This window comes from Luteimonas sp. A482 (genome assembly GCF_054072655.1).
Genome location: NZ_JBSVRO010000004.1, coordinates 35,381 through 60,595 on the forward strand (window position 1 = coordinate 35,381; position 25,215 = coordinate 60,595).

A 25,215-nucleotide genomic window follows, 5' to 3' on the forward strand; every position below is an offset into this window, starting at 1 on the left:
GCCGGGCCGGACAGGCTGCTGTTGTCGCGCGTGGGCAATCGAAGGGAAGAGGGCGCGGCGCTGTCGCGCCTGCCGGGAGTGGATTGCTGCGTCGCAACATGCGGGCGGGAAGAAACCGGGCCGCCCGCTTCCATGCGGGCCAGCAAGCGCCCAATCTCAAAATTTGAGACTAATCAGCGGCTTGTGGATAACCTTTGAACAAGTCTGTGAAGTATCGCGCAAGTCATTGACCGGATTAATGAAATTTGCACATCAAGCCTGTTGACATCGCATTGACCCGTCCATAAGGTGGCGCTTCGTGGGGAGACCGGGAATTTCGTGGTTTTCCGACGCTGAAACCCGCCGCAGACGGGTACCTCCGGGCAGGATGTGGTGTTCCAGGGCGAGACCGCCATCACGATCGACGACAAGGGCCGGCTGGCGATTCCAACCAGCTACCGGGACCTTGTCGCGTCCGAGTGCGGCAACCGCCTGGTCATCACCTACAACCCCTTCGAGAAGGGGTCGCTCTACATCTACCCCTACGCCACCTGGGAAAAGGTGCGCGACGGTGTCAACGCGCTGCCGCGGGTCAGGGAAGCCAACCGGCGCCTGCAGCTGAAGCTGGTGGGCGCGGCGGCGATCGTCGAGCCCGACGGCAACGGCCGCATCGCCATCCCGGCCAGCCACCGCGGCGCGGTCGGCATCGAGAAGAAGGCCGTGCTGCTTGGCATGGGCGACAAGTTCGAACTCTGGAGTGAGCAGGCGCATCGCGCGCAGATCGAAACGCCCCTGGGCGACGACGATTTCGGCGACGACCTGGTCGGGCTGCAGTTGTGACCGCGGGTGCTGCGGGCACAGGCTCCGCGCACCTTCCGGTGATGTTCGAGCAGGTCATGGAAGGGCTGCGGGTGATCGAGGACGGAACCTATCTGGACGGCACGTTCGGGCGCGGCGGACATGCGCGCGGCGTGCTGCAACAGTTGGGAAGCGGAGGCCGGCTGCTGCTGATGGACAAGGATCCCGAAGCGATTGCAGTGGCCGAGCGCGAGTTCGGCGCCGACGCACGCGTCGTGATCCGCCGCGGCAGCTTCGCCGACCTCGGCCTTTGGGATGCGGCAGCCGATGGGCTGGACGGCGTGCTGCTGGACCTCGGCGTGTCCTCGCCGCAGCTCGACGTGGCCGGCCGCGGCTTCAGCTTCGGCAAGGACGGCCCGCTGGACATGCGCATGGACCCGGACAGCGGCGAAAGCGCGGCCCAGTGGCTGGCCCGCGCCGACGAGCGCGAGATCGCCGACGTGCTGTGGACCTACGGCGAAGAGCGCATGAGCCGGCGCATCGCCCGCGCCATCGTGGCGCATCGCGCGACCCGGCCTTTGCAGCGCACCACCGAGCTGGCCGAGCTGATCGCCTCGGTGATGCCGCGCGGCCAGCACCATATCCATCCGGCCACGCGCTCGTTCCAGGCGATCCGCATCCACGTCAACCGCGAGCTCGAAGACCTGGAGCGTGGCCTCGACGCGGCGCATGACGCGCTCAAGCCCGGCGGCCGGCTGGCGGTGATCAGCTTCCATTCGCTCGAGGACCGCATCGCCAAACGCTTTATCGCCGCGCGCGCCAAGGCGCCGCCCGGCAACCGCCGCCTGCCCGAGGCCACCGGCTTCGTGCCGACCCTGCTTGCCATGGGTGGCGCCGGCAAGGCGCGTGCGGACGAACTTGCCACCAATCCGCGGGCGCGCAGCGCAGTACTGCGGGTGGCGGAAAAGCAGGCGGGCGCGGAGCTGCGGCCATGACCCGCATGATCGTGGCCGTGCTGGTCATCGCCAACGTGATCTGCGCGATCGGCGTGGTCCATGCGCGCCACCTGCACCGCGAGCTGTACGTGCAGCTGACCCGGCTGGAGCGCGCGCGCGACGAGCTCAACATCGAGTTCGGGCGGCTGCAGCTGGAACAGGCGACCTGGGCCGAGAGCAACCGCATCGACCAGGTGGCGCGCACGCGGCTGGGCATGAAGTTCCCGGCCGCCGGCGAGATCGTGGTGGTGCAGCCATGAGGTTCGTCAAGACCAGCGGCGGTTCGGCCAAGAAGCCGCGCGCGCGCGCGCAGTTCAACCTGCACGGCCGGCTGATGCTGGTGGGCGGCGCGATGGCGCTGTGCGCGGTGGCGCTGGTGGTGCGCGCGGTCGACCTGCAGCTGGTCGACAACGCCTTCTACCAGAGCAAGGCCGACGCGCGCTTCCTGCGCGAGGTGCCGATCCCGACCTCGCGCGGCATGATCACCGACCGCAACGGCGAACCGCTGGCGGTGTCCTCGCCGGTCGAATCGCTCTACGCCAATCCGCAGGAGCTGGCCAACAACCCGGCCGCGGTTGCGCGCCTGGCCGAGGCGACCGGCCTGCCGCAGGACTACCTGACCCGCTACGTCTCGCAGCGCAAGGACAAGGAGTTCATGTACGTGCCGCGGCATCGCCGGGTCAACCCCGCGGTGGCGCAGAAAATCCTGGCGCTGCGCATCCCGGGCGTGTTCTCGCAGCGCGAGTTCCGCCGGTTCTACCCGCAGGGCGAGGCGGTCGCGCACGTGCTCGGCTTCACCAACATCGACGACCAGGGCCAGGAGGGCGTGGAACTGGCGTTCGACGAATGGCTGCGCGGCACCCCCGGCGCGCAGAAGGTCATTCGCGACCGCCACGGGCGCATCGTCGAACACGTCGACCTGATCCGCCCGGCGCAGCCCGGCAAGGACCTGGTGCTGAGCATCGATCGCCGCATCCAGTTCCTGGCCTACCGCGAGCTCAAGCGCACCCTGCTGGAGACCGGCGCGGCCAGCGGCTCGGTGGTGATCCTGGACGTGGCCACCGGCGAAGTGCTGGCGATGGCCAACCTGCCTTCGTACAACAACAACCGGGTCAGCGGCGAGAACCGCGATGCCTACCGCAACCGCGCGGTGACCGACCTGCTCGAGCCGGGCTCAACGATGAAGCCGCTCACCGTCGCCGCAGGGCTCGAGGCCGGCGTGATCACGCCGACGACGCGTTTCGACACCAGCCCCGGCTGGATTCCCAACGGCAAGTACCGCACCAGCGATTTCCGCAACTACGGCGTGCTCGACACCACCGGCATCCTCACCAAGAGCTCGAACGTGGGCGTGTCGAAGATCGTCAAGCTGCTGCCCGACAGCGACTTCGATGCCTTCCTGCGCCGCTTCGGATTCGGCAGCAGCACCGGCAGCGGTTTCCCCGGCGAGGCGCCGGGCACCTTCCCCACTCCGGAGCGCTGGAGCGGCACGACCAAGCAGACGCTGTCCTACGGCTACGGTCTGTCGGTGACGCCGCTGCAGATCGCGCGCGCCTACGCCGCGCTCGGCAACGGTGGGCGCCTGGTCACGCCGACCTTCGTCAAGGGCGGGCACAGCGGCGAAACCGTGCAGGCACTGGACCCAGTGGTGGCGGGACAGGTCATGCAGATGATGCAGACCGTCACCGAGCCCGGCGGCACCGCCACGCGCGCGGCGATCCTCGGCTACCACGTGGCCGGCAAGACCGGCACCGCGCGCAAGTCGTCCGGCGGCGGCTACGCGCGCCGCTACATCGCCTACTTCGCCGGCCTGGTGCCAGTGGAGCGTCCGCGCTTCTCGGTGACGATCGTGGTCGACGATCCGGACACCTCGGGCGGCGGGTCGACCTATGGCGGCGGCTGGATCTCCGCGCCCCTGTTTGCACGGGTGATGGAAGGCGCGCTGCGGCTGATGGACGTGCCGCCCGACGACATCGAAACCTGGCTGGCCGCGCAGGCGGCCGAGGAAGCCAAGCGCGCCAGGGCGCTGCGGACCACCGCGCCGGCTGTGGTGGCCTCGACCGTGTCGGCCGCGCAGCCCGGGGCGACGCCATGAGCCGCGCGATGTCCCTGACGCAGCTGTTGCCCGACGTGGTCGGCGTGCCCGCGTCGCTCCAGGTGTCCGGCCTCGTGCTCGACAGCCGCGACGTGCGTCCGGGCGATGCCTTCGTCGCGATCGGCGGCTTCGGCACGCATGGCCTGCATTTCACCGCCCAGGCGATGCAGGCGGGCGCGTCGGCGATCCTGTTCGAACCGCCGGTGCCTGGCGACGTGCCTGCGGCACCGGCCGATGCCATCGCCGTGCCCGGGCTGCGCGCACGCATGGGCACGATGGCCGATGCCTTCCACGCGCATCCTTCCGCGCGGATGACGACGGTCGGTGTCACCGGCACCAGCGGCAAGACCTCGACCGTGCAGCTGCTGGCGCAGGCGCTTGAGCTGTGCGGCACCCGCACCGGCACCATCGGCACGCTCGGCGCCGGCCTGTACGGCCAGGCGCGGCCGACCGGCTTCACCACGCCGCTGGTGCTGCAGACGCATGCGCTGCTGGCGCAACTGCACGATGAGGGCGCGCAGGCGGTGGCGATGGAGGTCAGTTCTCACGCGCTCGATCAGGGTCGCGTGGACGCGGTGCATTTCGCGGTGGGCGTGTTCACCAACCTCAGCCGCGACCATCTCGACTACCACGGCGACATGGAGGCCTATGGCGCGGCCAAGGCCCGGCTGTTCGCCACGCCGGGCCTGCGCGCGGCCGTGGTCAACCTCGACGATGCATATGGACGTCGCCTGGCGGCGACCTTGCCGGAAACGCTGCGGGCGATCGGCACCAGCGCGCGAGGTGCCGACGATGCGCAGCTGCGTGCGTCCGCCATCGCGCTCGACGCAGACGGCATCGCCTTCGACCTGCAGCTTGCTGGCCAGGTGCGGCGCGTGCTGTCGCCGCTGCTGGGCCGGTTCAACATCGACAACCTGCTGGCCGTCGCCGGCGTGCTGCATGCGCTCGGCCACGACGTGGATGCGATCGCGGGCGTGCTCGGCCGGCTGCAGCCCATCCCGGGCCGCATGAACCGCCTCGGCGGCGGCGACCGTCCGCTGGTGGTGGTCGACTACTCGCACAAGCCCGATCCGCTGGAGCAGGCGCTGGAATCGCTGCGCGGCCACCTGCGCGGGCGCCTGGTCTGCGTGTTCGGCTGCGGCGGCGAGCGCGACACCGGCAAGCGCCCGCAGATGGCGGCCATCGCCGAGCGCCTGGCCGACGAGGTCGTGGTCACCGATGACAATCCGCGCGGCGAAGACGGCGACGCGATCGTCGCCGGGATCATCGCCGGCCTCTCCGATCCGCAGCGCGCGCGCGTGCAGCGCGACCGCCGCGCCGCGATCATCGACGCCATCGGCCGCGCCGGGGCCGGCGATATCGTCCTCATCGCCGGCAAGGGCCACGAGACCTACCAGGAAGTGGCCGGCGTCCAGCATCCCTTCGACGACAGCGTCGTCGCGCTCGAAGCACTGGCAGGCGCCGCATGATCCCGATGCCGCTCTCGCGCATCGCGCAGTGGACCCAGGGTCGCCTGGAGGGCGCGGGCGATCTGCTGATCGACGCGGTCGAGACAGACACGCGCACGCTCGACACGCGCGACGGACGCGCCGCGCTGTTCGTCGCGCTGCAGGGTGCCAATTTCGACGGGCACGCGCACGTCGCCGACGCCGCGGCGCACGGCGCACGCGCCGCGCTGGTCTCGCGCATCGTCGATGTGGCGCTGCCACAGGTCGTGGTCGCCGACACCGAACGCGCGCTGGGCGCACTCGCAGCCGCGCTGCAGCGCGCGCGCAGCGGCAAGGTGGTCGGCATCACCGGCAGCAACGGCAAGACCAGCGTCAAGCAGCTCGTGCACGGCATCCTCTCGCGCACGCTGCGCGTCCACGCCAGTCCCGGCAACCGCAACAACGAGATCGGGCTGCCGCTCGCGGTGATCGATGCGCCGGAAGATGCCGAGGTCGCCATCTACGAGATGGGCGCCGGCAAGCGCGACGACATCGCCTACCTGACCGCGATCGCGCGTCCCGACGTGGCGCTGGTGAACAACGTCGCGCCCGCGCACCTGGAGCGCATGCAGAGCCTGCTCGGCATCGCCGACACCAAGGCCGCGATCTACGACGCGCTGCCGCACGACGGCGTGGCGGTGATCAATGCCGACGACGCCTTCGCCCCGTATTTCTCCGAACGCGCGCACGGTCGGCGGCTGCTGCGCTTCGGCCTGGAGGCCAGCGCCGACGTGACCGCGCGCGATATCCACCAGGACGGGGGCGCGTCGCGCTTCGTGCTGGTGACGCCGGTTGGTGAGGTCGAGATCGCGCTGCCGCTGCCCGGCCGCCACAACATCTCCAATGCCCTCGCGGCCGCCTCCATCGCGCTGGCCCTCGACGTCGGCCTGGACACGATCGCCGCTGCGCTGGCCGCAGCCGAGCCGGTGCAGGGGAGGCTGGTGCGCCATGGACTGGACAACGGCGCGGTGCTGATCGACGACAGCTACAACGCCAACCCCGGATCGCTCAACGCGGCGATCGACACGCTGGCCGCGGACGGCGGCGAGGGCTGGCTGGTGCTGGGCGACATGCGCGAGCTCGGCGAAGACGCGGTCGCGCTGCACGCGGAAGCCGGGCGCCGCGCGCGTCGCGCCGGACTCGCACGGCTGTTCGCGCTCGGACCGCTGAGCGTCGCTACCGCCGAATCCTTCGGCGAGGGCGGCTGCCATTTCGACAACCACGACGCGCTGGCCGCGGCACTGCGCGCGGACCTGCATCCAGGCGTGCGCGTGCTGGTCAAGGGTTCGCGCGGCAGTGCCATGGACCGCATCGTCGATGCGCTGCTGGCGCGCGACACGGAGGACCACGATGCTGCTTGAACTGACCCGCTGGCTGCAGCAGCTCGAGGGCCTGTTCGGCCTGTTCGGCTACCTGACCTTCCGCGGCATCCTCGCCGCGCTGACCGCGCTGCTGCTGTCGCTGTGGTGGGGCCCGGCGGTGATCCGCAGGCTGGCCCAGTACAAGGGTGGCCAGCCGATCCGCCAGGACGGCCCGCAGACGCACTTCTCCAAGGCCGGCACGCCGACCATGGGCGGGGCGTTGATCCTGTTCACCATCACCGCCTCGGTGCTGCTGTGGGGCGACCTGCGCAACAAATACGTGTGGGTGGTGCTGCTGGTGATGCTGAGTTTCGGCGCGATCGGCTGGTACGACGACTGGATCAAGATCGTGCGCCGCGACCCCAACGGCCTGAAGTCGCGCTGGAAGTACCTGCTGCAGTCGATCCTCGGGCTTGCCGCCGGCCTCTACCTGTACCTCTACGCCGACGTGCCGGCGGCCACCACGTTCTATGTGCCGCTGTTCAAGTCGATCGCTTTGCCGCTGGGAGGCATCGGTTTCGTTGCCATCGCGTACTTCTGGATCGTCGGCTTCTCCAACGCGGTCAACCTCACCGACGGCCTCGACGGACTGGCGATCATGCCGACCGTGCTGGTCGCCGGCGGCATCGCGGTGTTCGCCTATGCCTCCGGCCACGCCGAATTCTCGCGCTACCTGCAGATCCCGCCGGTGCCCGGCGCGGGCGAGCTGATCATCATCTGCGCGGCGATCGCCGGCGCGGGACTCGGCTTCCTGTGGTTCAACACCTATCCGGCGATGGTGTTCATGGGCGACATCGGCGCGCTGGCGCTGGGCGCGGTGCTCGGCACCATGGCGGTGATCGTGCGCCAGGAGCTGGTGCTGGTGATCATGGGCGGCATCTTCGTGATCGAAACGCTGTCGGTGATGATCCAGGTGGCCTCGTTCAAGCTCACCGGAAAACGCGTGTTCCGAATGGCGCCGATCCACCACCATTTCGAACTCAAAGGCTGGCCCGAGCCGCGCGTGATCGTGCGCTTCTGGATCATCTCGGTGGTCCTGGTGCTGGTCGGCCTCGCCACGTTGAAGGTGCGCTGATGGCCGTGACCACAGACTCCCGTGCATTCGAAAGCGCCCGCCAGGCCACGCGGCTGGATGCGATCGACGGTCGCTACGACGGCTGGCTGATCGCCATCGCCACCGCGATCGCGGCCTTTGGCGTGATCATGGTCGCCTCCAGTTCCATCGCGGTGGCGGTGAACCACGGCGAGGGGCCGTTCTACTACCTTGTCAGGCATGTCGTGTTCCTGGCGGTGGGCATCGCCTTGTGCGCAGGCGCGATGCGCACCGACCTGAAGCTGGTGGAAAAGTATCCGCAGGCCCTGCTCGGTGCCTGCGTGCTGATGCTGATGCTGGTGTTCGTGCCGGGCCTGGGACACACCGTCAATGGCGCGCGTCGCTGGGTCAACCTCGGCGTGTCGAACTTCCAGATCGTCGAGGCGGTGAAGATCCTCTACCTGGTCTGGCTGGCCAGCTACCTGGTGCGCTTCCGCGACGAGGTCAACGCCGGCTGGGGCGCGATGCTCAAGCCGATCGGCGTGGCGATCGTGCTCGTCGCGCTGCTGCTGGCGCAGCCCGACTTCGGCTCGGCGACCATGCTGCTCGCGGTCACCGCCGGCATGCTGGTGCTCGGCGGCGGCCACCTCAAGCGGATGATGGTGCCGGTGTTCCTGCTGCTGCCTGCGCTGGTGGCGGTGGCGGTGGTCGAACCCTACCGGCTGCGCCGCATCACCTCGTTCTGGAATCCATGGGAAGACCAGCTGGGTGCCGGCTACCAGCTCAGTAACGCGCTGATGGCGATCGGCCGCGGCGAGCTGACCGGCGTGGGCCTCGGCGCCTCGATCCAGAAGCTGTCGTACCTGCCCGAGGCGCATACCGATTTCATCTTCAGCGTGATCGGCGAAGAGCTCGGATTCTTCGGCCTGTTGTTCGTGATCGTGCTGTTTACCGCACTGGTCGGGCGCGCGCTGTGGATCGGCTACCGCTGCGTGGAGATGCGCCGCCACTTCGCCGGCTACGTCGCCTTCGGCGTGGCGCTGATGATCGGCCTGCAGAGCCTGGTGTCGATGGGTGTGAACCTCGGGCTGCTGCCGACCAAGGGCTTGACCCTGCCGTTGATCTCGTCGGGCGGCTCCAGCGTGATGATGACCTGCGTGGCGATCGGCCTGCTGCTGCGCGTGTCCTATGAACTCGACCGCGCCCAGCGCCAGGTCGCGCGGCTGCGCGGCGAGGGTGCACGTCCGGCCAGCGACTCGGCCCCGCCGCCGCCCACCAGCCAGCCGCCGCCGTCCGCGGTCGCCGCCGCGCGCGGCACCAGCCGCCTGCGCCCGCGCATCGAGCCGACCTTCAGCGGCATCGGGAGGAACGCATGATCCGCCGCCTGCTCGCCGCCCGCGAGCTCACCAAGGAGAGCATCGCCCGCGCGTTCTCGCGCGTGCACTTCGTCGGCATCGGCGGCGTCGGCATGAGCGGCATCGCCGAAGTGCTGTGCACGCTCGGCTACCAGGTCTCCGGTTCGGACACGGCCGACAATGCCACCACGCAGCGCCTGACGCGCCTGGGCGCGACCGTGCACCGCGGCCATTCCGCAGCCAACGTGCTCGGCACCGACTGCGTGGTGGTGTCGAGCGCGATCCGTCCCGACAACCCCGAGCTGATGGAGGCGCGCTCGCAGCGCATCCCGATCGTGCCGCGCGCGGAGATGCTGGCCGAGCTGATGCGTTTCCGTCGCGGCATCGCGGTGGCCGGCACGCACGGCAAGACCACCACCACTTCGCTCACCGCCAGCGTGCTGGGCGAGGGTGGGCTGGACCCGACCTTCGTGATCGGCGGTCAGCTGCTCGCGGCCGGTGCCAACGCGCGCCTGGGCAGCGGACAGTGGCTGGTGGCCGAGGCCGACGAGAGCGACGGCAGCTTCCTGCGCCTGAACCCGCTGATCGCGGTGGTCACCAACATCGATGCCGATCATCTGGAGAACTACGGCGGCGACTTCGCGCGCGTGCAGGCCGCGTTCTCCGAGTTCCTGCACCGGCTGCCGTTCTATGGCCTGGCGGTGCTGTGCGTGGACGATCCCGAAGTCGAGAAGCTCGCGCAGGACATGCCGCGCCACGCGATGACCTACGGCTTCTCCGCGACCGCCGACGTGCGCGCCGAGGACGTGGAGCAGGACGGTGGCACGATGCGCTTCACCCTGCGCTTGCCCGACGGCTCGCACACGCCGGTGACGCTGGCGCTGCCGGGCCGGCACAACGTGCTCAACGCGCTGGCGGCCTCGGCCATCGGCTGGCAGCTGGGCGTGGAGCCGGCCTCGATCGCGACCGCGCTGGAGAAGTTCGAAGGTATTGGCCGCCGCTTCAACCTACTGGCGCAGTTGCGCACCCCGCAGGGCGCGCAGGTGCAGCTGGTCGACGACTACGGCCATCATCCCAGGGAGCTGGCGGCCGTGTTCGAGGCCGCGCGCGGCGGCTGGCCGGAGCGGCGCCTCGTGGTCGCGTTCCAGCCGCATCGATACACCCGCACGCGCGACCAGTTCGATGATTTCGCCGCCGTGCTTTCCGACGTCGACGCGCTGGTGCTGACCGAGGTCTACCCGGCCGGCGAACCGCCGATCGCCGGCGCCGACGCCAAGGCGCTGGCACGCGCGATCCGCGCGCGTGGCCGCATCGATCCGGTCGTGGTCAATGGTGCGAACGAGCTGGTCGACGTGCTGCCCGACGTGCTGCAGGACGGCGACCTGCTGCTGATGATGGGCGCCGGCGACATCGGCCATGCCGCGCAGCAGCTGGCGCGCGATGGTTTTCCGGAGTCCGCGCGATGAGCTCGGCCGTGCCCGCGCTGCGCATCACCGACCCGGCCGCGTTCGGCCGCGTCGCCGTGCTGATGGGCGGTACCAGCGCAGAGCGAGAGGTGTCGCTGGATTCGGGCCGCGGCGTGCTCGAGGCGCTGCGTTCGCGCGGCGTCGACGCGCATGCGGTCGACGGCATCCCGGCGCTGGTCGATGCGATCCGCGCCGGCACGGTCGATCGCGTGTTCAACATCCTGCACGGCAACCGCGGCGGCGGCGAGGACGGCGTGGTGCAGGGCCTGCTGCACGCGCTGGGCGTGCCGTACACCGGCCCCGGCGTGCTGGGCTCGGCGCTGACCATGGACAAGATCCGCACCAAGCAGGTGTGGATTGCCGAAGGTCTGCCGACGCCGCGCTTCGTGCGCGTGCCCGGGGGCGCGGACGCTGCACCGGCGCTGCGTGCCGCCGTGCACGAGCTCGGCCTGCCGGTGTTCGTGAAGCCTTCCTGCGAAGGCTCGAGCGTCGGCGTGTTCCGCATCCTCGCCGAGGCCGACCTCGCGCCCGCCATCGAGTTCGCAGCCGGTTACGCCGGCGAGCTGCTGGCCGAGCAGATGGCGCAGGGCGCCGAGTACACGGTCGGCATCCTCGGCGAGCTGGCGTTGCCGTCGATCCGCATCGTGCCGGCCGGCGAGTGGTACGACTACCACGCCAAGTACATCGCCGACGACACCCAGTACATCTGCCCGGGCATGGACGGCGCCGAAGAGGACCACGTCCGCGCGCTCTCGCTCGCCGCATTCCGTGCCGCCGGCTGCAGTGGCTGGGGCCGCGTCGACCTCATGCACGACCGCGCGCGCGGCCTGCAGCTGATCGAGGTCAACACCGCGCCGGGCATGACCAGCCATTCGCTGGTGCCCAAGGCCGCCGCGCAGCTGGGCATCGACTACGCCGCACTGTGCTGGCGCGTGCTGGAGCAGACGCTGTGATCCGCCGCGCGCTCAAGGCCATGACCTGGCTGCTGGCGATCGCATTGGTGGCGCTGCCGGTGGTGGCGGTGTTCAACGGCTGGATCGGCGCGGAGCGCTGGCCGCTGCGCACCCTGCGGGTGACCGAAGGTCTCGAGCGCGTCGACACCGCGCGGCTGCGCGAAACGCTGCTGCCCTACGCCGCGCCAGGCTTTTTTGCGGTCAAGCTCGACCAGGCCCGCGCCGCGGTCGCGCAGCTGCCCTGGGTCGAACATGCCGAAGTGCGCAAGCGCTGGCCTGACGTGCTGGAGGTGCGCATCGCCGAACATCGTCCGTTCGCGCGCTGGGGCGAGGACCGGCTGCTGTCCGAACAGGGCCGCCTGTTCCCGGTGGCCGACATCGAGGTGCCGGAGGGCCTGCCGCTGCTGTCCGGTGCCGAGGCGCGCGTGCCGGACGTGGTCGCGCTCTACAACGAGTCGCGCGAGATGTTCGCGCCCGGCGGGTTCGCGGTCGCACGGCTTGCGCTGGACAGCCGCGACAGCTGGTCGCTCACCTTGGACAACGGCGTCGAAGTGGTGGTCGGCAGCCAGGAAGCGCGCCTGCGCCTGAAGCGCTTCGCGCGCGTGCTGCCGCAGCTGCTCGCGCGCAACCCGCAGTCGCTGCAGCGCGCCGACCTGCGCTACACCAATGGCTTCGCCCTGACCTGGGGCGAGCGGCCCAGTCCCCTCTCCCCCCAGATTCCCGGCTCCCCATCATGAACCGCAAAGGCGACAAGACCCTCATCGTCGGCCTCGACATCGGCACCTCCAAGGTGGTGGCGCTGGTGGGCGAGTACTCGCCCGGCAACCCGATCGAGGTGATCGGCATCGGCAGCCACGAATCGCGCGGGCTCAAGCGCGGCGTGGTGGTCGACATCGAGTCGACCGTGCAGTCGATCCAGCGCGCGGTGGAGGAAGCCGAGCTGATGGCCGGCTGCGAGATTCGCAGCGTGTACGCCTCGATCTCCGGCAACCACGTGCAGTGCCGCAACTCCAACGGCATCGTCCCGATCCGCGACGGCGAGGTGACCTGGGCCGACCTCGACCGCGTGCTCGATGCGGCCAAGGCGGTCGCCATTCCCGCCGACCAGAAGATCCTGCACGCGATTCCGCGCGAGTACGTGCTCGACGATTCGCAGGAAGGCATCCGCAACCCGGTCGGCATGACCGGCGTGCGGCTTGAAGTGCACGCGCACCTGGTGGTGTGCGCGCAGTCGGCCGCGGCCAACATCAGCAAGTGCGTGCAGCGCTGCGGGCTGTCGATCGACGACCTGGTGCTGTCCTCGCTGGCCTCGAGCACCGCGGTGCTGACCGGCGACGAACGCGAGCTCGGCGTGGTGCTGGTCGACATGGGCGCAGGCACCACCGATCTTGCGGTGTTCGTGCAGGGCGCGATCTGCCATACCGCGTCGCTGCCGATCGCCGGCGACAAGGTCACCGAAGACATCGCGCACATGCTGCGCACGCCGACGCCGGAAGCCGAGCAGATCAAGGTGCGCTACGCCTGCGCGCTGGCGCAGCTCGCGACCAGCGAGGAATCGATCCAGGTGCCGAGCGTGGGCGATCGCCCGCCGCGGCGCCTGCCGCGCCAGTCGCTGGCGCAGGCGGTGCAGGCGCGCTACGAGGAAATCTTCGAGATGGTGCAGGCCGAACTGCGCCGTTCGGGCTTCGAGCAGCACGTGCGCGCGGGCATGGTGCTCACCGGCGGCGCCGCAAAGATGGAAGGCGTGGTCGAGCTGGCCGAGGAAATGCTGCAGATGCCGGTGCGCGTCGGCATCCCGCAGCACGTCACCGGCCTGGGCGAAGTGGTCAACAACCCGGTCCACGCCACCGGCGTGGGCCTGCTGCTGATGGGCAGCCAGATCGAGAACCCCAGGCGTCCGTCGTTGCCGACCGGCAAGGCGGGCAGCCTGCTGAAGAAGATCAGTACCTGGTTCCGGGGGGAATTCTGATGTCCACCGGCATCCAGGTCGCGAGCGGGATCAGGGCGAGGCGACGACGAAAGCGAAGCTGAAGTTTGGCGGTACGTGGCAACCCGGCAACGAATAATCAAAAACTAGAGAGGACAAGGACATGGCACATTTCGAACTCGTGGAAAAGATGGCCCCGAATGCCGTGATCAAGGTGATCGGCGTCGGCGGCGGCGGCGGCAACGCGGTCGCGCACATGGTCAGCAGCAGCGTGGACGGCGTGGAGTTCATCACCGCCAACACCGACTCGCAGGCGATCCGCAACTGCGGCGCCAAGCTGCAGCTGCAGCTCGGCGGCAACGTCACCAAGGGCCTGGGAGCGGGTGCCAATCCCGAGGTCGGCCGCCAGGCCGCGCTCGAGGATCGTGAGCTCATCATGGACGCGCTGCAGGGCGCCGACATGGTCTTCATCACCGCCGGCATGGGCGGCGGCACCGGCACCGGCGCCGCGCCCGTCGTCGCGCAGCTGGCCAAGGAGATGGGCATCCTGACCGTGGCCGTGGTGACCAAGCCGTTCCCGTTCGAAGGCCGTCGCCGCATGCAGGTCGCGCTCAAGGGCATCGAGGACCTGTCCTCGCACTGCGACTCGCTGATCACCATCCCCAACGAGAAGCTGATCACCGTGCTCGGCCGCAACGCCACCATGGTGCAGGCCTTCCGCGCCGCCAATGACGTGCTGCTCGGCGCGGTGCAGGGTATCGCCGACCTGATCGTGCGCCCGGGCCTGATCAACGTCGACTTCGCCGACGTGCGCACCGTCATGGCCGAGATGGGCCTTGCGATGATGGGCACCGGCCACGCCCGCGGCGACGACCGCGCGCAGGCGGCAGCCGAGTCCGCGATCCAGAACCCGCTGCTCGACGACGTCAACCTGGCCGGCGCCAACGGCATCCTGGTCAACATCACCGCAGGTCCGGACTTCACGATGGCCGAATTCGACGAAGTCGGCCGCACGATCGAGAACTTCGCCAGCGAGGACGCGACCATCGTCATCGGCACCGTGCTCGACCCGGACATGGCCGACGACGTGCGCGTGACGGTCGTGGCCACCGGCCTCAACCGTGGCGTCGCGCGCAGCGGCAGCCGGGGCAGCGACCAGGCCCAGTTCGAGGCGCAGGCACGCCGTCCGCACGTGCAGCTGATCAGCACGGGCAAGCGCGACGGCACCACCGGCATGTTTGTCGAAGACAGCAGCGAGAGCTTCGGTACCGGCAGCAGCATCGCCGCCGGCCTGCGCGGCCGCACCGCCGCCGAACCGGCCCCCGCCACCTCGCCGGCTGCCGACTTCGGCAACGACAGCTACCTCGACATCCCCGCGTTCCTGCGCCGCCAGGCGGACTGAGGCAACTCGCAAGCATCAACCCTCCTCCGCTTGCGGGGGAGGGCAGGTTGGGGGCACGTTCCGACGCTTCGTCACTTGCCCCATCCGGCCGTTCCACCGCGGCCTGGCACGCCTTCGCTCCCGTTCAGTTCAGCGGCTCGGGTGATAATCTCCGCCGTTGTCCCCAGTCCCGGGGCCGTCACGGACCTGCACAGGCTCTCCAGATGCCGCAGCAACGCACCATCAAGAACGTGATCCGCGCCACCGGCGTCGGCCTGCACAGTGGCAACAAGGTGTTCCTGACGTTGCGCCCGGCCGCTCCCGAGACCGGCATCGTGTTCCGCCGCGTCGACCTCGACCCGGTGGTCGAGATCCCCGCGTCCGGCGAGCTGGTCAGCGAGACCACCCTGTGCACCGGCCTGTCCCGCGATGGCGCCAAGGTGCAGACCGTCGAGCACCTGATGTCCGCGCTGGCCGGGCTTGGCATCGACAACATGTACGTGGAACTGTCGGCGCCGGAAGTGCCGATCATGGATGGCTCGTCGGGCCCCTTCGTGTTCCTGCTGCAGTCGGCGGGGATCGTCGAGCAGGATGCGCCCAAGCGCTTCATCCGCATCAAGCGCCCGATCGAGGTGCGCGATGGCGACAAGATCGCGCGCTTCGAGCCCTACGACGGTTTCCGCCTCGGCTTCACCGTGCAGTTCGACCACCCGGCCATCCCGCAGTCACAGTCGCGCGCCGAGGTCGAGTTCTCCACCGGCAACTACATCCGCGAAGTCAGTCGCGCGCGCACCTTCGGCTTCATGCGCGACCTGGAATACATGCGCGATCTCAACCTCGGCCTCGGCGGCTCGATGGACAACGCGATCGTGCTCGACGAGTTCCGCGTGCTCAACGACGACGGCCTGCGTTACGCCAACGAGTTCGTGCGCCACAAGATCCTCGATGCGGTGGGCGACCTGTACCTCGCCGGGGGTCCGATCCTTGGTGCCTTCGAGGGCTACAAGTCCGGCCACGCGCTCAACAACAAGCTGGTGCGGACGCTGCTGGACGAGCGCGACGCCTGGGAAGAAGTCACTTTCCCCAGCACCGCGGCGCCGCCGGTCGTGTATGGCGAGCCTGTCGCGGCCTGAGTGGGGCGCGACACCGGTCGCTTTCCATCGCGGCTGAAGCCGCTCCTGCGGGGATGGATGCTGCGTTGTAGGAGCGGCTTCAGCCGCGATCTGGCCCACAGGCCCCATCTTTCTTCACAACGCGCCCCCGTCCCTGAACGGCCTCCACAGCCCCGTCACGCCCGCTGTGCCGCGGCGCAATGGGGAAAACTGTGCGCTCGTCACGCCGATTTAACGAAATATCAGCTTTTGTGAAGCGAAGGCTTAACGCCTCGCCGGCGGGTGGCCGCTAGGATGCCCTGTCCGCGTGGGCCGGCCAGGACGCCGCCCAACCACCCACCGGACGCCGGAAGGTCTCACTTGGCGGTATTTCCGCCTTCCGGTTCGGGTTCGACCAGGGCCTCAAGGGCAGCGCGAAACGCTTCCTGCGCAGCCGGGCCGGGGCCAGTGGTTCGGGTATCGGCGCGCGGAGGGGGCGCGGGACGCTCGATCGGTTGCGAGGTCTGCCGGATGGTGACCTCACGTACTTCCAGCCCGACGGAGCGGGCGGCGTCGAGCAGTTCGTCGGCCGCCAGGCGCAGCCTGGCATGCCAGACGGGGGAATCGACGAGAAACACCAGCCTGCCATCGGCCACGTTGGCCAGCCGCACATGCGCGGCCAGCCCGGGGGGCAGGAGGGGACGAAGTTGGCGATCCAGCGCGTCAAGCCCGAGGGCATGGCGCACCGGGTTGCGAGCGGTACCAGACAGCAGTGCATCGAGCGCCGTCTGCATGGTCGCGGAGCGATCCGCAGCAGCCGGCACCTTTGGCGAACTGGACCGCCGCGATCGGTAATCAGACATAGGCTTATGACTTTACACACAATCTCCGTGCAGACGGTGTCCACGCTCAGGGACCTGGGTGCACGCGCACACAGGCGCCTGCTTGAACGTCCACTCGCCGCGGCCCTGCTCCTGCTGGGAGCGGGCGTGGTCATCGGCGGCGGCCTCAACGCATCGGGCGTGACCCACCTGCAGCGCGAGGTGGCCAGCCAGGAACAGGCGCTGGACGGCACCCGTCGGGAAGCGCAGCGCGAAATCAACGCGCTCGCCGCGCGCCTGGGCGAGCTGCAGGCGCAGGCCAACCGCCTCAACGCGCTGGGCGACCGCCTGACCCGCATCGCCAAGCTCGGCGACGGCGAGTTCGACTTCGAAGGGCCGGTCGGCATCGGCGGTGCCGAACCCAGCCAGGACATGCCCGCGCGGCAGCTGCTCGATGGCCTGGATGGTGTCCAGGCAGAGTTCGGCAGCGCCGGGCGACAGCTGTCGGTGCTCGAGGCGCTGCTGTTCGACCAGGAGCTGGAGCGCAACGCGGTGCCGTCGCGCTCGCCGGTGGCCAACAGCTACATCACCTCCCGCTACGGCGGCCGCGCCGATCCCTTCGGCGGCGGCAGCCAGTTCCACAAGGGCATCGACTTCGACGCCAGGACCGGCGACCCGGTGATGACCGTGGCCGACGGCGTGATCAGTTTTTCCGGCGTGCGCAGCGGCTACGGCAACGTGGTCGAGGTCGACCACGGCAATGGCTACGTCACCCGTTACGCGCACAACTCGCGCAACACGGTGAAGGTCGGCGACCTGGTCCGCATCGGCCAGGAGATCGCCAAGGCCGGCTCGACCGGCCGCTCCACCGGCGCCCACGTGCACTTCGAGGTCTGGGAAAACGGCCGCGTGCACAACCCGCGCAAGTTCCTGGGTGAGATCGACCGGCAGTAGGGTGGCGCGCGGCTGCGTGGTTGCCGGCATCCGGTCAGGGCGACGGAGCCGGAAGCCTGTCGTTTCGACGGAACCCCAAGCTTGTCATTTCGACCGAAGGGAGAAATCTCCAGGCGACGAGATCTCTCCCTGCGGTCGAGATGACAGGGCGGGGCGGCGACGGCCAGATCTCTCCCTGCGGTCGAGATGACAGGGCGGGGCGGCGACGGCCAGATCTCTCCCTGCGGTCGGGATGACAGGGCGGGGCGGCGGGAGGCAGATCTCTCCCTGCGGTCGAGATGACAGGGCGGGGCGGCGCGAGGCCCGCCTCCCGCCCGCCAAAACCTTGCAAACGCGTCCGGGCGTCACCACGGTACAATGCGCGTTGCCATCGAAAAGGGCGCCACTGCGCCCTTTTTCATTGCCGGCGCGCCGCATCCGGCGCAGCAGTCCGGCCCCGTCACAGCTTCCGGTAACCCAATGCTCAATCGCCTGCTCACCAGCGTCTTCGGCAGCCGCAACGACCGCTTCGTCAAACAGCTCGGCGGCATCGTCAAGAAGATCAACGCCCTCGAACCGCAGATGCAGGCGCTGTCGGACGCCGAACTCCAGGCCAAGACCGAAGAGTTCAAGCAGCGCATCGCCAATGGCGAAGCCCTCGACAAGGTGCTGCCCGAAGCCTTCGCCGTCTGCCGCGAAGGCAGCGTGCGCGTGCTCGGCATGCGCCCCTACGACGTGCAGCTGATCGGCGGCATGGTCCTGCACATGGGCAAGATCGCCGAGATGCGCACCGGCGAGGGCAAGACCCTGGTCGCGACCCTGCCGTGCTACCTCAACGCGCTCGAGGGCAAGGGCGTGCACGTGGTCACGGTCAACGACTACCTCGCCCGCCGCGACGCCGCCCAGATGGGCCAGCTCTACAATTGGCTGGGTCTGAGCGTGGGCGTGGTCTATCCCGGCATGAACCACGGCGACAAGCGCGCCGCCTACGGCGCCGACATCACCTACGGCACCAACAACGAATTCGGCTTCGACTACCTGCGCGACAACATGGCGATGTCGAAGGCCGACCGCTATCAGCGCGGCCTCAACTACGCCATCGTCGACGAGGTCGACTCGATCCTGATCGACGAGGCGCGCACCCCGCTGATCATCTCCGGCCCGGCCGACGAATCGCCCGAGCTCTACATCAAGGTCAACCGCCTCGTGCCCTCGCTCAAGCGCCAGGAGATCGAGGACGGCGTGGGCGATTACTGGGTCGACGAAAAGGGCAAGCAGGTGCACCTGTCCGAGGCCGGCCAGGAACACGCCGAGGAGCTGTTGCACAAGGCCGGCATCCTGGAAGAGGGCGACGATCTATACGCGCCGCACAACATCCACGTCGTCCACCACCTCAACGCCGCGATGCGCGCGCACGCGATCTACCAGCGCGACGTCGACTACATCGTGCGCGACGGCGAGGTGGTGATCGTCGACGAGTTCACCGGCCGCACCCTGGTCGGCCGCCGCTGGTCCGACGGCCTGCACCAGGCGGTCGAGGCCAAGGAAGGCGTGCCGGTGCAGCGCGAGAACCAGACGCTGGCCAGCATCACCTTCCAGAACCTGTTCCGCATGTACAACAAGCTGTCGGGCATGACCGGCACCGCGGATACCGAAGCCTTCGAGTTCAACAGCATCTACGGCCTGGAAGTGGTGGTGATCCCGACCAACCGGCCGATGGTCCGCGTCGACCATTCCGATGCCGTGTTCCTCAACCGAAACGGCAAGTACCGCGCCGTCTCCAACGAGATCAAGGATTGCTTCGAGCGCGGCCAGCCGGCACTGGTGGGCACCACCTCGATCGAGGTTTCCGAGCTGCTGTCGGAATTCCTGCGCAAGGAGGGCATCGCCCACGAAGTGCTCAACGCAAAGCAGCACGAGCGCGAGGCGCAGATCATCGCCAACGCCGGCCGCCCCAAGGCGGTGACCATCGCCACCAACATGGCCGGCCGCGGCACCGACATCGTGCTCGGCGGCTCGCTCGAGGCGGAGCTGCATGCGCTGGGCGAAGACGCGACCGAAGCCGAAAGGGCGCAGGTGCGCGCCGAATGGCAGAAGCGCCACGACGAGGTCGTCGCCGCAGGCGGCCTGCACATCGTCGGCACCGAGCGCCACGAGAGCCGCCGCATCGACAACCAGCTGCGCGGTCGCTCCGGCCGCCAGGGCGACCCGGGTTCGAGCCGCTTCTACCTGTCGCTCGAAGACAACCTGATGCGCATCTTCGCCGCCGACTGGGTGCAGAAGGTGATGGCGCGCATGGGCCTGAAGGAAGACGACATCATCGAATCACCGCTGGTGTCCAAGCAGATCGCCAACGCGCAGCGCAAGGTCGAGGCCCACAACTTCGACATCCGCAAGAACCTGCTCGACTTCGACGACGTCAACAACGACCAGCGCAAGGTCATCTACGGCCAGCGCGACGAGCTGCTCGACGCGGAGAGCATCAAGGACAACATTGAGGGCATCCGCGGCGACGTGGTGGCCGAGACCGTCGAGCGCTTCGTGCCGCCCGATTCGATCGACGAACAGTGGGACCTGCCCGGTCTGGAGTCGACGCTGGAGCAGGAGTTCGGCCTGCGCCTGGACCTGCAGACGATGGCCAGCACGCGCAAGGAACTCGATGCCGCCGACATCCAGGACCACGTGCGCGAGGCGGTGGAAAACGTGTTCACCGACAAGGAAGCCCAGGTCGGCAACGAGACCATGCGCGCGCTCGAGAAGCACATCATGCTCAACGTGCTCGACGACAACTGGAAGCAGCACCTCGGCCGCATGGACTACCTGCGCCAGGGCATCCACCTGCGCGGCTATGCGCAGAAGCAGCCCAAGCAGGAGTACAAGAAGGAAGCGTACGAGCTGTTCAGCGAGTTGCTGGACAAGGTCAAGCGCGAAGTCGTGACCCTGCTGGCGCGCGTGCGCGTGCGCAGCGAAGACGAGGTCGCCGCGATCGAGGCGCAGGAACGCGCCCAGGCCGAAGCGCGCCTGCGCCAGGCGCAGTTCCAGCACGCTGATTCCGGCGGCTACGGTGCCGACGAGGAAGCCGCCCAGCCCGACTACCAGCACGGCCCGCAGAGCCCCATCGTCCGCGACGGCGCCAAGATCGGCCGCAACGACCCCTGCCCCTGCGGCAGCGGCAAGAAGTACAAGCACTGCCACGGCCAGCTGGCCTGACTGCAGCTCGGGCCCCGTAACGTCCCCCGATTTGCTCCCTCCCCCGCCTGCGGGGGAGGGCTGGGGTGGGGGCCGCCGGTAGCGACGGCATCCCGCCACTCCGCCCGGCTTTGCTACCCTGCCACCTCGCGCATTCCTCTGCCGTTCCGTGCCCCCAGCCCGTTCCATCCCGCCAGCCACCGCCGACGCCACCCCGCGGGCCACGCACGTCATGGCTGGGGTGATCACCGACGCGCGCGGCCGGGTGCTGCTGGCGCGGCGCAGTCCCGGGCGTGAACTCGCCGGGCTGTGGGAGTTCCCCGGCGGCAAGGTCGACCCCGGCGAAACACCCGAAGCCGCGCTGGTGCGCGAACTGGCCGAGGAACTCGACATCGAGGTCGAGGTCGGCGCGCCTCTGATCGTCGTTCCCCACCAGACCCCGAGCCGCCTGCTTCGGCTGGATGTCCGCCATATCAAGGCCTGGCGAGGGAAGCCCAAGGGCTGCGAAGGGCAGGCACTGGCCTGGGTGCGGCCCGACAAGCTGCATCGCTACGACATGCCCGCGCCCGACCGGCCTGTCGTTGCCGCGCTGCTGCAGCCCGACCGCTGCCTGGTGACGCCCGCTCCCGGTGACGACGACATGGCCTGGCTTGCCGCCCTGGGCGCAGCTCTGTCCCGTGGCATCCAGTGCGTGCAGTTCCGCATGCCGGGCGTCGCGCACGAGCGTCAGCAGCGGCTGCTGGATCAGGCCGTCGCCCGGTGCCGCGGCGGCGGAGCCCAGCTGCTGGTCAACGGCAACGTCGAGCTGGCGCGACAGCACGGAATCGGGCTGCACCTGCCTGCGGCCAAACTGCGCGAGCACGCGGAGCGCCCGCTGCCCGCGGACCAGCTGCTTTCCGCCTCCTGCCACGACGCGACGGAGCTGGACCTGGCCCAGGCGCTGGGCTGCGACTTCGCCATCGTCGGCCCGATCCTGCCCACGCCCACCCATCCCGGCCAGCCCGGCATCGGCTGGGCCCGGTTCGAGGAACTGCGCGCGCGCGTTTCGCTGCCGATGTACGCCATTGGTGGGCTGACACCTGACGACATTCCCACCGCACGCAGCCACGGCGCCCAAGGCATCGCCGCGATCCGTGGCCTCTGGCTGCCATCGCAGGACAGCGTCCTTCCGTAGGAGCGGCTTCAGCCGCGATCGAACTCCCAGGTTCGACGGGACTGGTGTGCCCGATCGGCTCCTACAGATCGCAGTGGAGGCTGCGCGGGGCAGCACCGTCGCGGCTGCTCGCTACGCCGCAGCGAGCATCCGGTAGCGTGCATCCAGCGCGGCGACGTGCCGCGCCAGATCCTCCAGGGCGCCATCGTTGACGATCACGTCGTCGGCGATTGCCAGGCGCTGCTGGCGCGTGGCCTGCGCGGCGATCATCCGGTCGGCAAGGGCTTCGTCGATCCCGTCGCGGGCGAGCAGGCGCGCGCGCTGCACCTCGACCGGTACGTCGATCACGAGCACGCGCTGCACCCAGGGATACACAGCGCGTCCGCCTTCGCCGCCATCGGTGCCGGGAAGGGCCTCGGCCAGCAGCGGGATCGCGGCGATCGCGTAAACCCCCTGCGCCGCCTCGCACTGCGCGCGCAGCAATGCGCGCACGCGCGGGTGCACGATTGCCTCGAGCGCCAGCCTGGCCGCATCGTCGGCAAATACGCGCCGCCGCATCGCGGGGCGGTCCAGCGCCCCATCTGCCGCCAGCGCCTCCGGACCGAATGCGGCGACCACCGCGGCCAGGCCCTCGCTGCCCACCGCCACGGCATCGCGGGCCGCGACATCGGCATCGGCAACGGTCACGCCCAACGCCTCGAAGCGTCGCGTCACCTCGCTCTTGCCGGAGGCGACGCCGCCGGTGAGTCCCACGATGTAGTTGGCCATTGGGCGATTGTGCATTGGGCTTTGGGGAAAAGCGCCCCCATCCCGGCCTTCCCCCGCTCGCGGGGGAAGGCCGGGATGGGGGTGCGCGCAAAGCGCGCGTGTCGCTAGAACCCCGCGTAATCCCGATACGCCCCGATCAACTGATCGCCCCACATGAACACGACCCACCCCGCCACCGCCAGATACGGCCCAAACGGAATCGGCGTGGCGCGGTCGCGCCCCTTCGACGCCAGCCAGATCGAACCCACCACCGCCCCCACCACGGAAGACAGCAGGATGATCGGCAACACGCCCGCCAGGCCCACCCACGCCCCCAGCGCGGCCAGCAGCTTGAAATCGCCGTGGCCCATGCCTTCCTTGCCGGTCACCTGCTTGAACACCCACCACACCGACCACAGGCTCACGTAGCCGGCAATGGCGCCCAGCAGTGCGGGCTTCGCCGGCATGTACAGATTGTCGAGCGAGGCCACCAGGCCCAGCCACATCAGCGGCAGCGTCAGCGAGTCGGGCAGCAGCTGCGTGCGCAGGTCGATGCCCGACAGCGCCACCAGGAAACAGGCCAGCACGCAGGCACCAAAGCCCTGCCAGCCAAAGCCGAACTGCCACACGCTGGCCACGCACAGCAGCGCCGTGGCCAGCTCCACCAGCGGGTACTGCACCGAGATCGGCGCCTTGCAGCTGCGGCACTTGCCGCGCAGCGCCAGCCAACTCAGCAGCGGGATGTTTTCGTACCACGACAGCTGGTGGCCGCAGTGGGGGCAGTGCGAACGCTCGACCACGATCCCCGGTGGCGGCGGGTCATAGAGCTCCGGCTCGCCCAGCGCATCGCGCGCGTCGCGCTTCCACTCCCACTCCATGCGCTTGGGCAAGCGCAGGATCACCACGTTGAGGAAGCTGCCGACGAGGAGGCCGAGCCCGGCCACCAGCGGGTAGCCGAGCTCGGGATTCTGATCAAGGAACGCCATCCGCCGTTCTCAGCCCACCGTCATCGCAAGCTTGAAGATCGGCAGGTACATCGCGATCACGATCGCGCCAACCATGGTGCCGATGACCACCATCACCATCGGCTCGATCAGGCTGGAGATCGCGTCGACCGCGTTGTCCACCTCTTCCTCGTAGAACTCGGCCACCTTGTACAGCATGGTGTCCAGCGCGCCGGCCTCTTCGCCGATCGCGGTCATCTGCACCACCATGTGCGGGAACAGGGTGGTTTGCTTCATCGCCACGTTGACCGGATAGCCGACCGAGACGTCGTCGCGCATCTCAAGCACCGCATTGGTATAGACGCGGTTGCCGGTGGCGCCTGCCACCGCATCCAGCGCCTCGACCAGCGGCACGCCCGCCTTGAAGGTGACCGCCAGGGTGCGCGCGAAGCGGGCGATGGCCGAGTTGTGCAGCACCATGCCGATCACCGGGATCTTCAGCAGCATGCGGTCCACGAAGTGCTGAAGCTTCTCGGAGCGCTTGTACACGTACGTGAACCCCGTGAACGCCGCCAGGACGACGATCAGCAGCAACCACCAGAACTTCACCATGTAGCCTGAAAGGTTGAACACCAGTTCGGTGAATGCGGGCAGGTCGGCGCCGTAGTCCGCGAAGGAGTCCTTGAACACGGGCACCACGAACACCATCAGGATGCCGCAGACCAGGATGGCAACGCCGATGATCGCGGCGGGGTAGAACAGCGCCTTCTTGATCTTGCCCTTGATGGACTCGATGTTTTCCTTGTACGTGGCGATAGTCTCCAGCACCGTTTCCAGCGCGCCGGACGACTCGCCCGCCTTCACCAGGTTGCGGTACAGCTCGTCGAACTGCACCGGGTACTTGCTCAAGGCCTCGTAGATCGACGAGCCGCCCTCGATGTCGAGGCGCAACCCGTCGACCAGCTTCTTCATCTTCTGGTTCTTCTGCCCGTTGCCGATGATCTCGAGCGACATCACGATCGGCACGCCGGACTTCATCATCGTCGCAAGCTGGCGGCTGAAGACCGAAATGTCCTTGGGCGTGATGCTCTTGCCCGAACCTCCGAACAACGGCTTGGGCTTGACCTTGACGACGCCGGGCTGGATGCCCTGCTTGCGCAGCTCGGCGCGCAGCATGTTGGCGTTCTTCGCCTGCTGCTCGCCCTTCATCTTCTTGCCGCGCTTGTCGACCCCCTCCCAGACGAACATCGGCGAGGTCACGCCTTCCCGCACCGGTCTGTTCGCGGCGGCAGTCTTGGCGGCGGAACGTGTGACGCCCATCGGCATTCCCCTTCCTCTGGTGTCGCCTAGCTTCCCCAGCCAGACGGAATTCCCTTGCATGGTAACCCCTTACAAGTGGAAATTAAATTTGTCTCTGTGACGGCCAGCAGGGTTTCGCAAGCACCCCACGCCCCTCCATCCCTGCAGGAGCGGCTTCAACCGCGACCAGACTCCCCGCCCCAACGCA

21 protein-coding genes are annotated in these 25,215 nt (G+C 68.9%); 17 read left to right on the forward strand and 4 right to left on the reverse strand.

Annotated features, from left to right (window positions below; translation table 11 throughout):
- The first annotated feature begins 372 nt into the window (after window positions 1–372).
- From ACW5DW_RS12650 to lpxC, 14 genes are all read left to right on the forward strand, one after another.
- Window positions 373–819, forward strand: coding sequence for a division/cell wall cluster transcriptional repressor MraZ (locus ACW5DW_RS12650; protein ID WP_457019313.1), 447 nt, complete (start codon window positions 373–375; stop codon window positions 817–819).
- Window positions 816–1,772, forward strand: a complete 957-nt coding sequence (gene rsmH, locus ACW5DW_RS12655; RefSeq protein WP_457019314.1) for a 16S rRNA (cytosine(1402)-N(4))-methyltransferase RsmH — start codon at window positions 816–818, stop codon at window positions 1,770–1,772. Before ACW5DW_RS12650 ends, rsmH begins: the two co-directional genes overlap by 4 nt.
- Window positions 1,769–2,032 (forward strand): cell division protein FtsL, encoded by a 264-nt coding sequence (gene ftsL, locus ACW5DW_RS12660; protein WP_457019315.1) that lies wholly within the window; start codon window positions 1,769–1,771, stop codon window positions 2,030–2,032. Before rsmH ends, ftsL begins: the two co-directional genes overlap by 4 nt.
- The gene (locus ACW5DW_RS12665; RefSeq protein WP_457019316.1) at window positions 2,029–3,867 is read left to right on the forward strand and encodes a peptidoglycan D,D-transpeptidase FtsI family protein; all 1,839 of its coding nucleotides are present in this window, start codon (window positions 2,029–2,031) and stop codon (window positions 3,865–3,867) included. Before ftsL ends, ACW5DW_RS12665 begins: the two co-directional genes overlap by 4 nt.
- Window positions 3,864–5,336 carry a UDP-N-acetylmuramoyl-L-alanyl-D-glutamate--2,6-diaminopimelate ligase gene (locus ACW5DW_RS12670; protein WP_457019317.1) on the forward strand — a complete coding sequence of 491 codons (1,473 nt, stop codon included), beginning with the start codon at window positions 3,864–3,866 and terminating at the stop codon, window positions 5,334–5,336. Before ACW5DW_RS12665 ends, ACW5DW_RS12670 begins: the two co-directional genes overlap by 4 nt.
- The gene (locus ACW5DW_RS12675) at window positions 5,333–6,715 is read left to right on the forward strand and encodes a UDP-N-acetylmuramoyl-tripeptide--D-alanyl-D-alanine ligase (RefSeq protein WP_457019318.1); all 1,383 of its coding nucleotides are present in this window, start codon (window positions 5,333–5,335) and stop codon (window positions 6,713–6,715) included. Before ACW5DW_RS12670 ends, ACW5DW_RS12675 begins: the two co-directional genes overlap by 4 nt.
- Entirely contained in the window at window positions 6,705–7,790 is a 1,086-nt protein-coding gene (gene mraY / locus ACW5DW_RS12680; RefSeq protein WP_457019319.1) for a phospho-N-acetylmuramoyl-pentapeptide-transferase, read from the forward strand. The genes ACW5DW_RS12675 and mraY overlap by 11 nt, the downstream gene beginning before the upstream one ends.
- Window positions 7,790–9,124: a putative lipid II flippase FtsW gene (gene ftsW, locus ACW5DW_RS12685; RefSeq protein ID WP_457019321.1), complete on the forward strand. Its 1,335-nt coding sequence runs from the start codon at window positions 7,790–7,792 to the stop codon at window positions 9,122–9,124. Before mraY ends, ftsW begins: the two co-directional genes overlap by 1 nt.
- Window positions 9,121–10,569, forward strand: a complete 1,449-nt coding sequence (gene murC, locus ACW5DW_RS12690) for a UDP-N-acetylmuramate--L-alanine ligase (RefSeq protein WP_457019323.1) — start codon at window positions 9,121–9,123, stop codon at window positions 10,567–10,569. The genes ftsW and murC overlap by 4 nt, the downstream gene beginning before the upstream one ends.
- Window positions 10,566–11,522, forward strand: coding sequence for a D-alanine--D-alanine ligase (locus ACW5DW_RS12695; protein ID WP_457019324.1), 957 nt, complete (start codon window positions 10,566–10,568; stop codon window positions 11,520–11,522). The genes murC and ACW5DW_RS12695 overlap by 4 nt, the downstream gene beginning before the upstream one ends.
- Complete coding sequence (locus ACW5DW_RS12700; protein ID WP_457019325.1) at window positions 11,519–12,259, forward strand: cell division protein FtsQ/DivIB; 741 nt, start codon at window positions 11,519–11,521, stop codon at window positions 12,257–12,259. The genes ACW5DW_RS12695 and ACW5DW_RS12700 overlap by 4 nt, the downstream gene beginning before the upstream one ends.
- Window positions 12,256–13,491 carry a cell division protein FtsA gene (gene ftsA / locus ACW5DW_RS12705; protein ID WP_457019326.1) on the forward strand — a complete coding sequence of 412 codons (1,236 nt, stop codon included), beginning with the start codon at window positions 12,256–12,258 and terminating at the stop codon, window positions 13,489–13,491. The genes ACW5DW_RS12700 and ftsA overlap by 4 nt, the downstream gene beginning before the upstream one ends.
- A gap of 121 nt (window positions 13,492–13,612) precedes the next feature.
- Entirely contained in the window at window positions 13,613–14,851 is a 1,239-nt protein-coding gene (gene ftsZ, locus ACW5DW_RS12710; RefSeq protein ID WP_457019327.1) for a cell division protein FtsZ, read from the forward strand.
- A gap of 203 nt (window positions 14,852–15,054) precedes the next feature.
- The gene (lpxC, locus tag ACW5DW_RS12715) at window positions 15,055–15,963 is read left to right on the forward strand and encodes a UDP-3-O-acyl-N-acetylglucosamine deacetylase (protein ID WP_457019328.1); all 909 of its coding nucleotides are present in this window, start codon (window positions 15,055–15,057) and stop codon (window positions 15,961–15,963) included.
- A 335-nt stretch (window positions 15,964–16,298) separates the two neighbouring features.
- Here the strand turns inward: lpxC and ACW5DW_RS12720 are convergent, their stop codons facing one another.
- Window positions 16,299–16,784 (reverse strand): DUF721 domain-containing protein, encoded by a 486-nt coding sequence (locus ACW5DW_RS12720; protein ID WP_457019330.1) that lies wholly within the window; start codon window positions 16,782–16,784, stop codon window positions 16,299–16,301.
- A gap of 6 nt (window positions 16,785–16,790) precedes the next feature.
- On the opposite strand from ACW5DW_RS12720, the gene ACW5DW_RS12725 reads away from it, so the two are divergent.
- From ACW5DW_RS12725 to ACW5DW_RS12735, 3 genes are all read left to right on the forward strand, one after another.
- Window positions 16,791–17,696 carry a M23 family metallopeptidase gene (locus ACW5DW_RS12725; RefSeq protein WP_457019331.1) on the forward strand — a complete coding sequence of 302 codons (906 nt, stop codon included), beginning with the start codon at window positions 16,791–16,793 and terminating at the stop codon, window positions 17,694–17,696.
- A 459-nt stretch (window positions 17,697–18,155) separates the two neighbouring features.
- Window positions 18,156–20,885: a preprotein translocase subunit SecA gene (gene secA / locus ACW5DW_RS12730; RefSeq protein ID WP_457019333.1), complete on the forward strand. Its 2,730-nt coding sequence runs from the start codon at window positions 18,156–18,158 to the stop codon at window positions 20,883–20,885.
- Between the two features lie 166 nt (window positions 20,886–21,051).
- Complete coding sequence (locus tag ACW5DW_RS12735; RefSeq protein WP_457019575.1) at window positions 21,052–22,038, forward strand: Nudix family hydrolase; 987 nt, start codon at window positions 21,052–21,054, stop codon at window positions 22,036–22,038.
- Between the two features lie 111 nt (window positions 22,039–22,149).
- Here the strand turns inward: ACW5DW_RS12735 and coaE are convergent, their stop codons facing one another.
- The 3 genes from coaE to ACW5DW_RS12750 all read right to left on the reverse strand — a co-directional run bounded on the left by coaE (window position 22,150) and on the right by ACW5DW_RS12750 (window position 24,956).
- Window positions 22,150–22,785 (reverse strand): dephospho-CoA kinase, encoded by a 636-nt coding sequence (gene coaE / locus ACW5DW_RS12740; RefSeq protein WP_457019334.1) that lies wholly within the window; start codon window positions 22,783–22,785, stop codon window positions 22,150–22,152.
- A gap of 104 nt (window positions 22,786–22,889) precedes the next feature.
- A complete protein-coding gene (locus ACW5DW_RS12745) occupies window positions 22,890–23,750 on the reverse strand; it encodes a prepilin peptidase (RefSeq protein ID WP_457019336.1) in 861 nt (286 codons plus the stop codon).
- 9 nt (window positions 23,751–23,759) lie between these two features.
- Window positions 23,760–24,956: a type II secretion system F family protein gene (locus ACW5DW_RS12750; RefSeq protein WP_457019576.1), complete on the reverse strand. Its 1,197-nt coding sequence runs from the start codon at window positions 24,954–24,956 to the stop codon at window positions 23,760–23,762.
- Window positions 24,957–25,215: the final 259 nt, after the last annotated feature.

Excerpts from the sequence above, each read along its gene's own strand:
- ftsL (WP_457019315.1), top strand. The coding sequence starts at position 1,769 with ATGACCCGCATGATCGTGGCCGTGCTGGTCATCGCCAACGTGATCTGC.
- ACW5DW_RS12665 (WP_457019316.1), top strand. The coding sequence starts at position 2,029 with ATGAGGTTCGTCAAGACCAGCGGCGGTTCGGCCAAGAAGCCGCGCGCG.
- ACW5DW_RS12670 (WP_457019317.1), top strand. The coding sequence starts at position 3,864 with ATGAGCCGCGCGATGTCCCTGACGCAGCTGTTGCCCGACGTGGTCGGC.
- ACW5DW_RS12675 (WP_457019318.1), top strand. The coding sequence starts at position 5,333 with ATGATCCCGATGCCGCTCTCGCGCATCGCGCAGTGGACCCAGGGTCGC.
- mraY (WP_457019319.1), top strand. The coding sequence starts at position 6,705 with ATGCTGCTTGAACTGACCCGCTGGCTGCAGCAGCTCGAGGGCCTGTTC.
- ftsW (WP_457019321.1), top strand. The coding sequence starts at position 7,790 with ATGGCCGTGACCACAGACTCCCGTGCATTCGAAAGCGCCCGCCAGGCC.
- murC (WP_457019323.1), top strand. The coding sequence starts at position 9,121 with ATGATCCGCCGCCTGCTCGCCGCCCGCGAGCTCACCAAGGAGAGCATC.
- ACW5DW_RS12695 (WP_457019324.1), top strand. The coding sequence starts at position 10,566 with ATGAGCTCGGCCGTGCCCGCGCTGCGCATCACCGACCCGGCCGCGTTC.
- ftsA (WP_457019326.1), top strand. The coding sequence starts at position 12,256 with ATGAACCGCAAAGGCGACAAGACCCTCATCGTCGGCCTCGACATCGGC.
- ftsZ (WP_457019327.1), top strand. The coding sequence starts at position 13,613 with ATGGCACATTTCGAACTCGTGGAAAAGATGGCCCCGAATGCCGTGATC.
- lpxC (WP_457019328.1), top strand. The coding sequence starts at position 15,055 with ATGCCGCAGCAACGCACCATCAAGAACGTGATCCGCGCCACCGGCGTC.
- ACW5DW_RS12720 (WP_457019330.1), bottom strand. The coding sequence starts at position 16,784 with ATGTCTGATTACCGATCGCGGCGGTCCAGTTCGCCAAAGGTGCCGGCT.
- ACW5DW_RS12725 (WP_457019331.1), top strand. The coding sequence starts at position 16,791 with ATGACTTTACACACAATCTCCGTGCAGACGGTGTCCACGCTCAGGGAC.
- secA (WP_457019333.1), top strand. The coding sequence starts at position 18,156 with ATGCTCAATCGCCTGCTCACCAGCGTCTTCGGCAGCCGCAACGACCGC.
- coaE (WP_457019334.1), bottom strand. The coding sequence starts at position 22,785 with ATGGCCAACTACATCGTGGGACTCACCGGCGGCGTCGCCTCCGGCAAG.
- ACW5DW_RS12745 (WP_457019336.1), bottom strand. The coding sequence starts at position 23,750 with ATGGCGTTCCTTGATCAGAATCCCGAGCTCGGCTACCCGCTGGTGGCC.
- ACW5DW_RS12750 (WP_457019576.1), bottom strand. The coding sequence starts at position 24,956 with ATGTTCGTCTGGGAGGGGGTCGACAAGCGCGGCAAGAAGATGAAGGGC.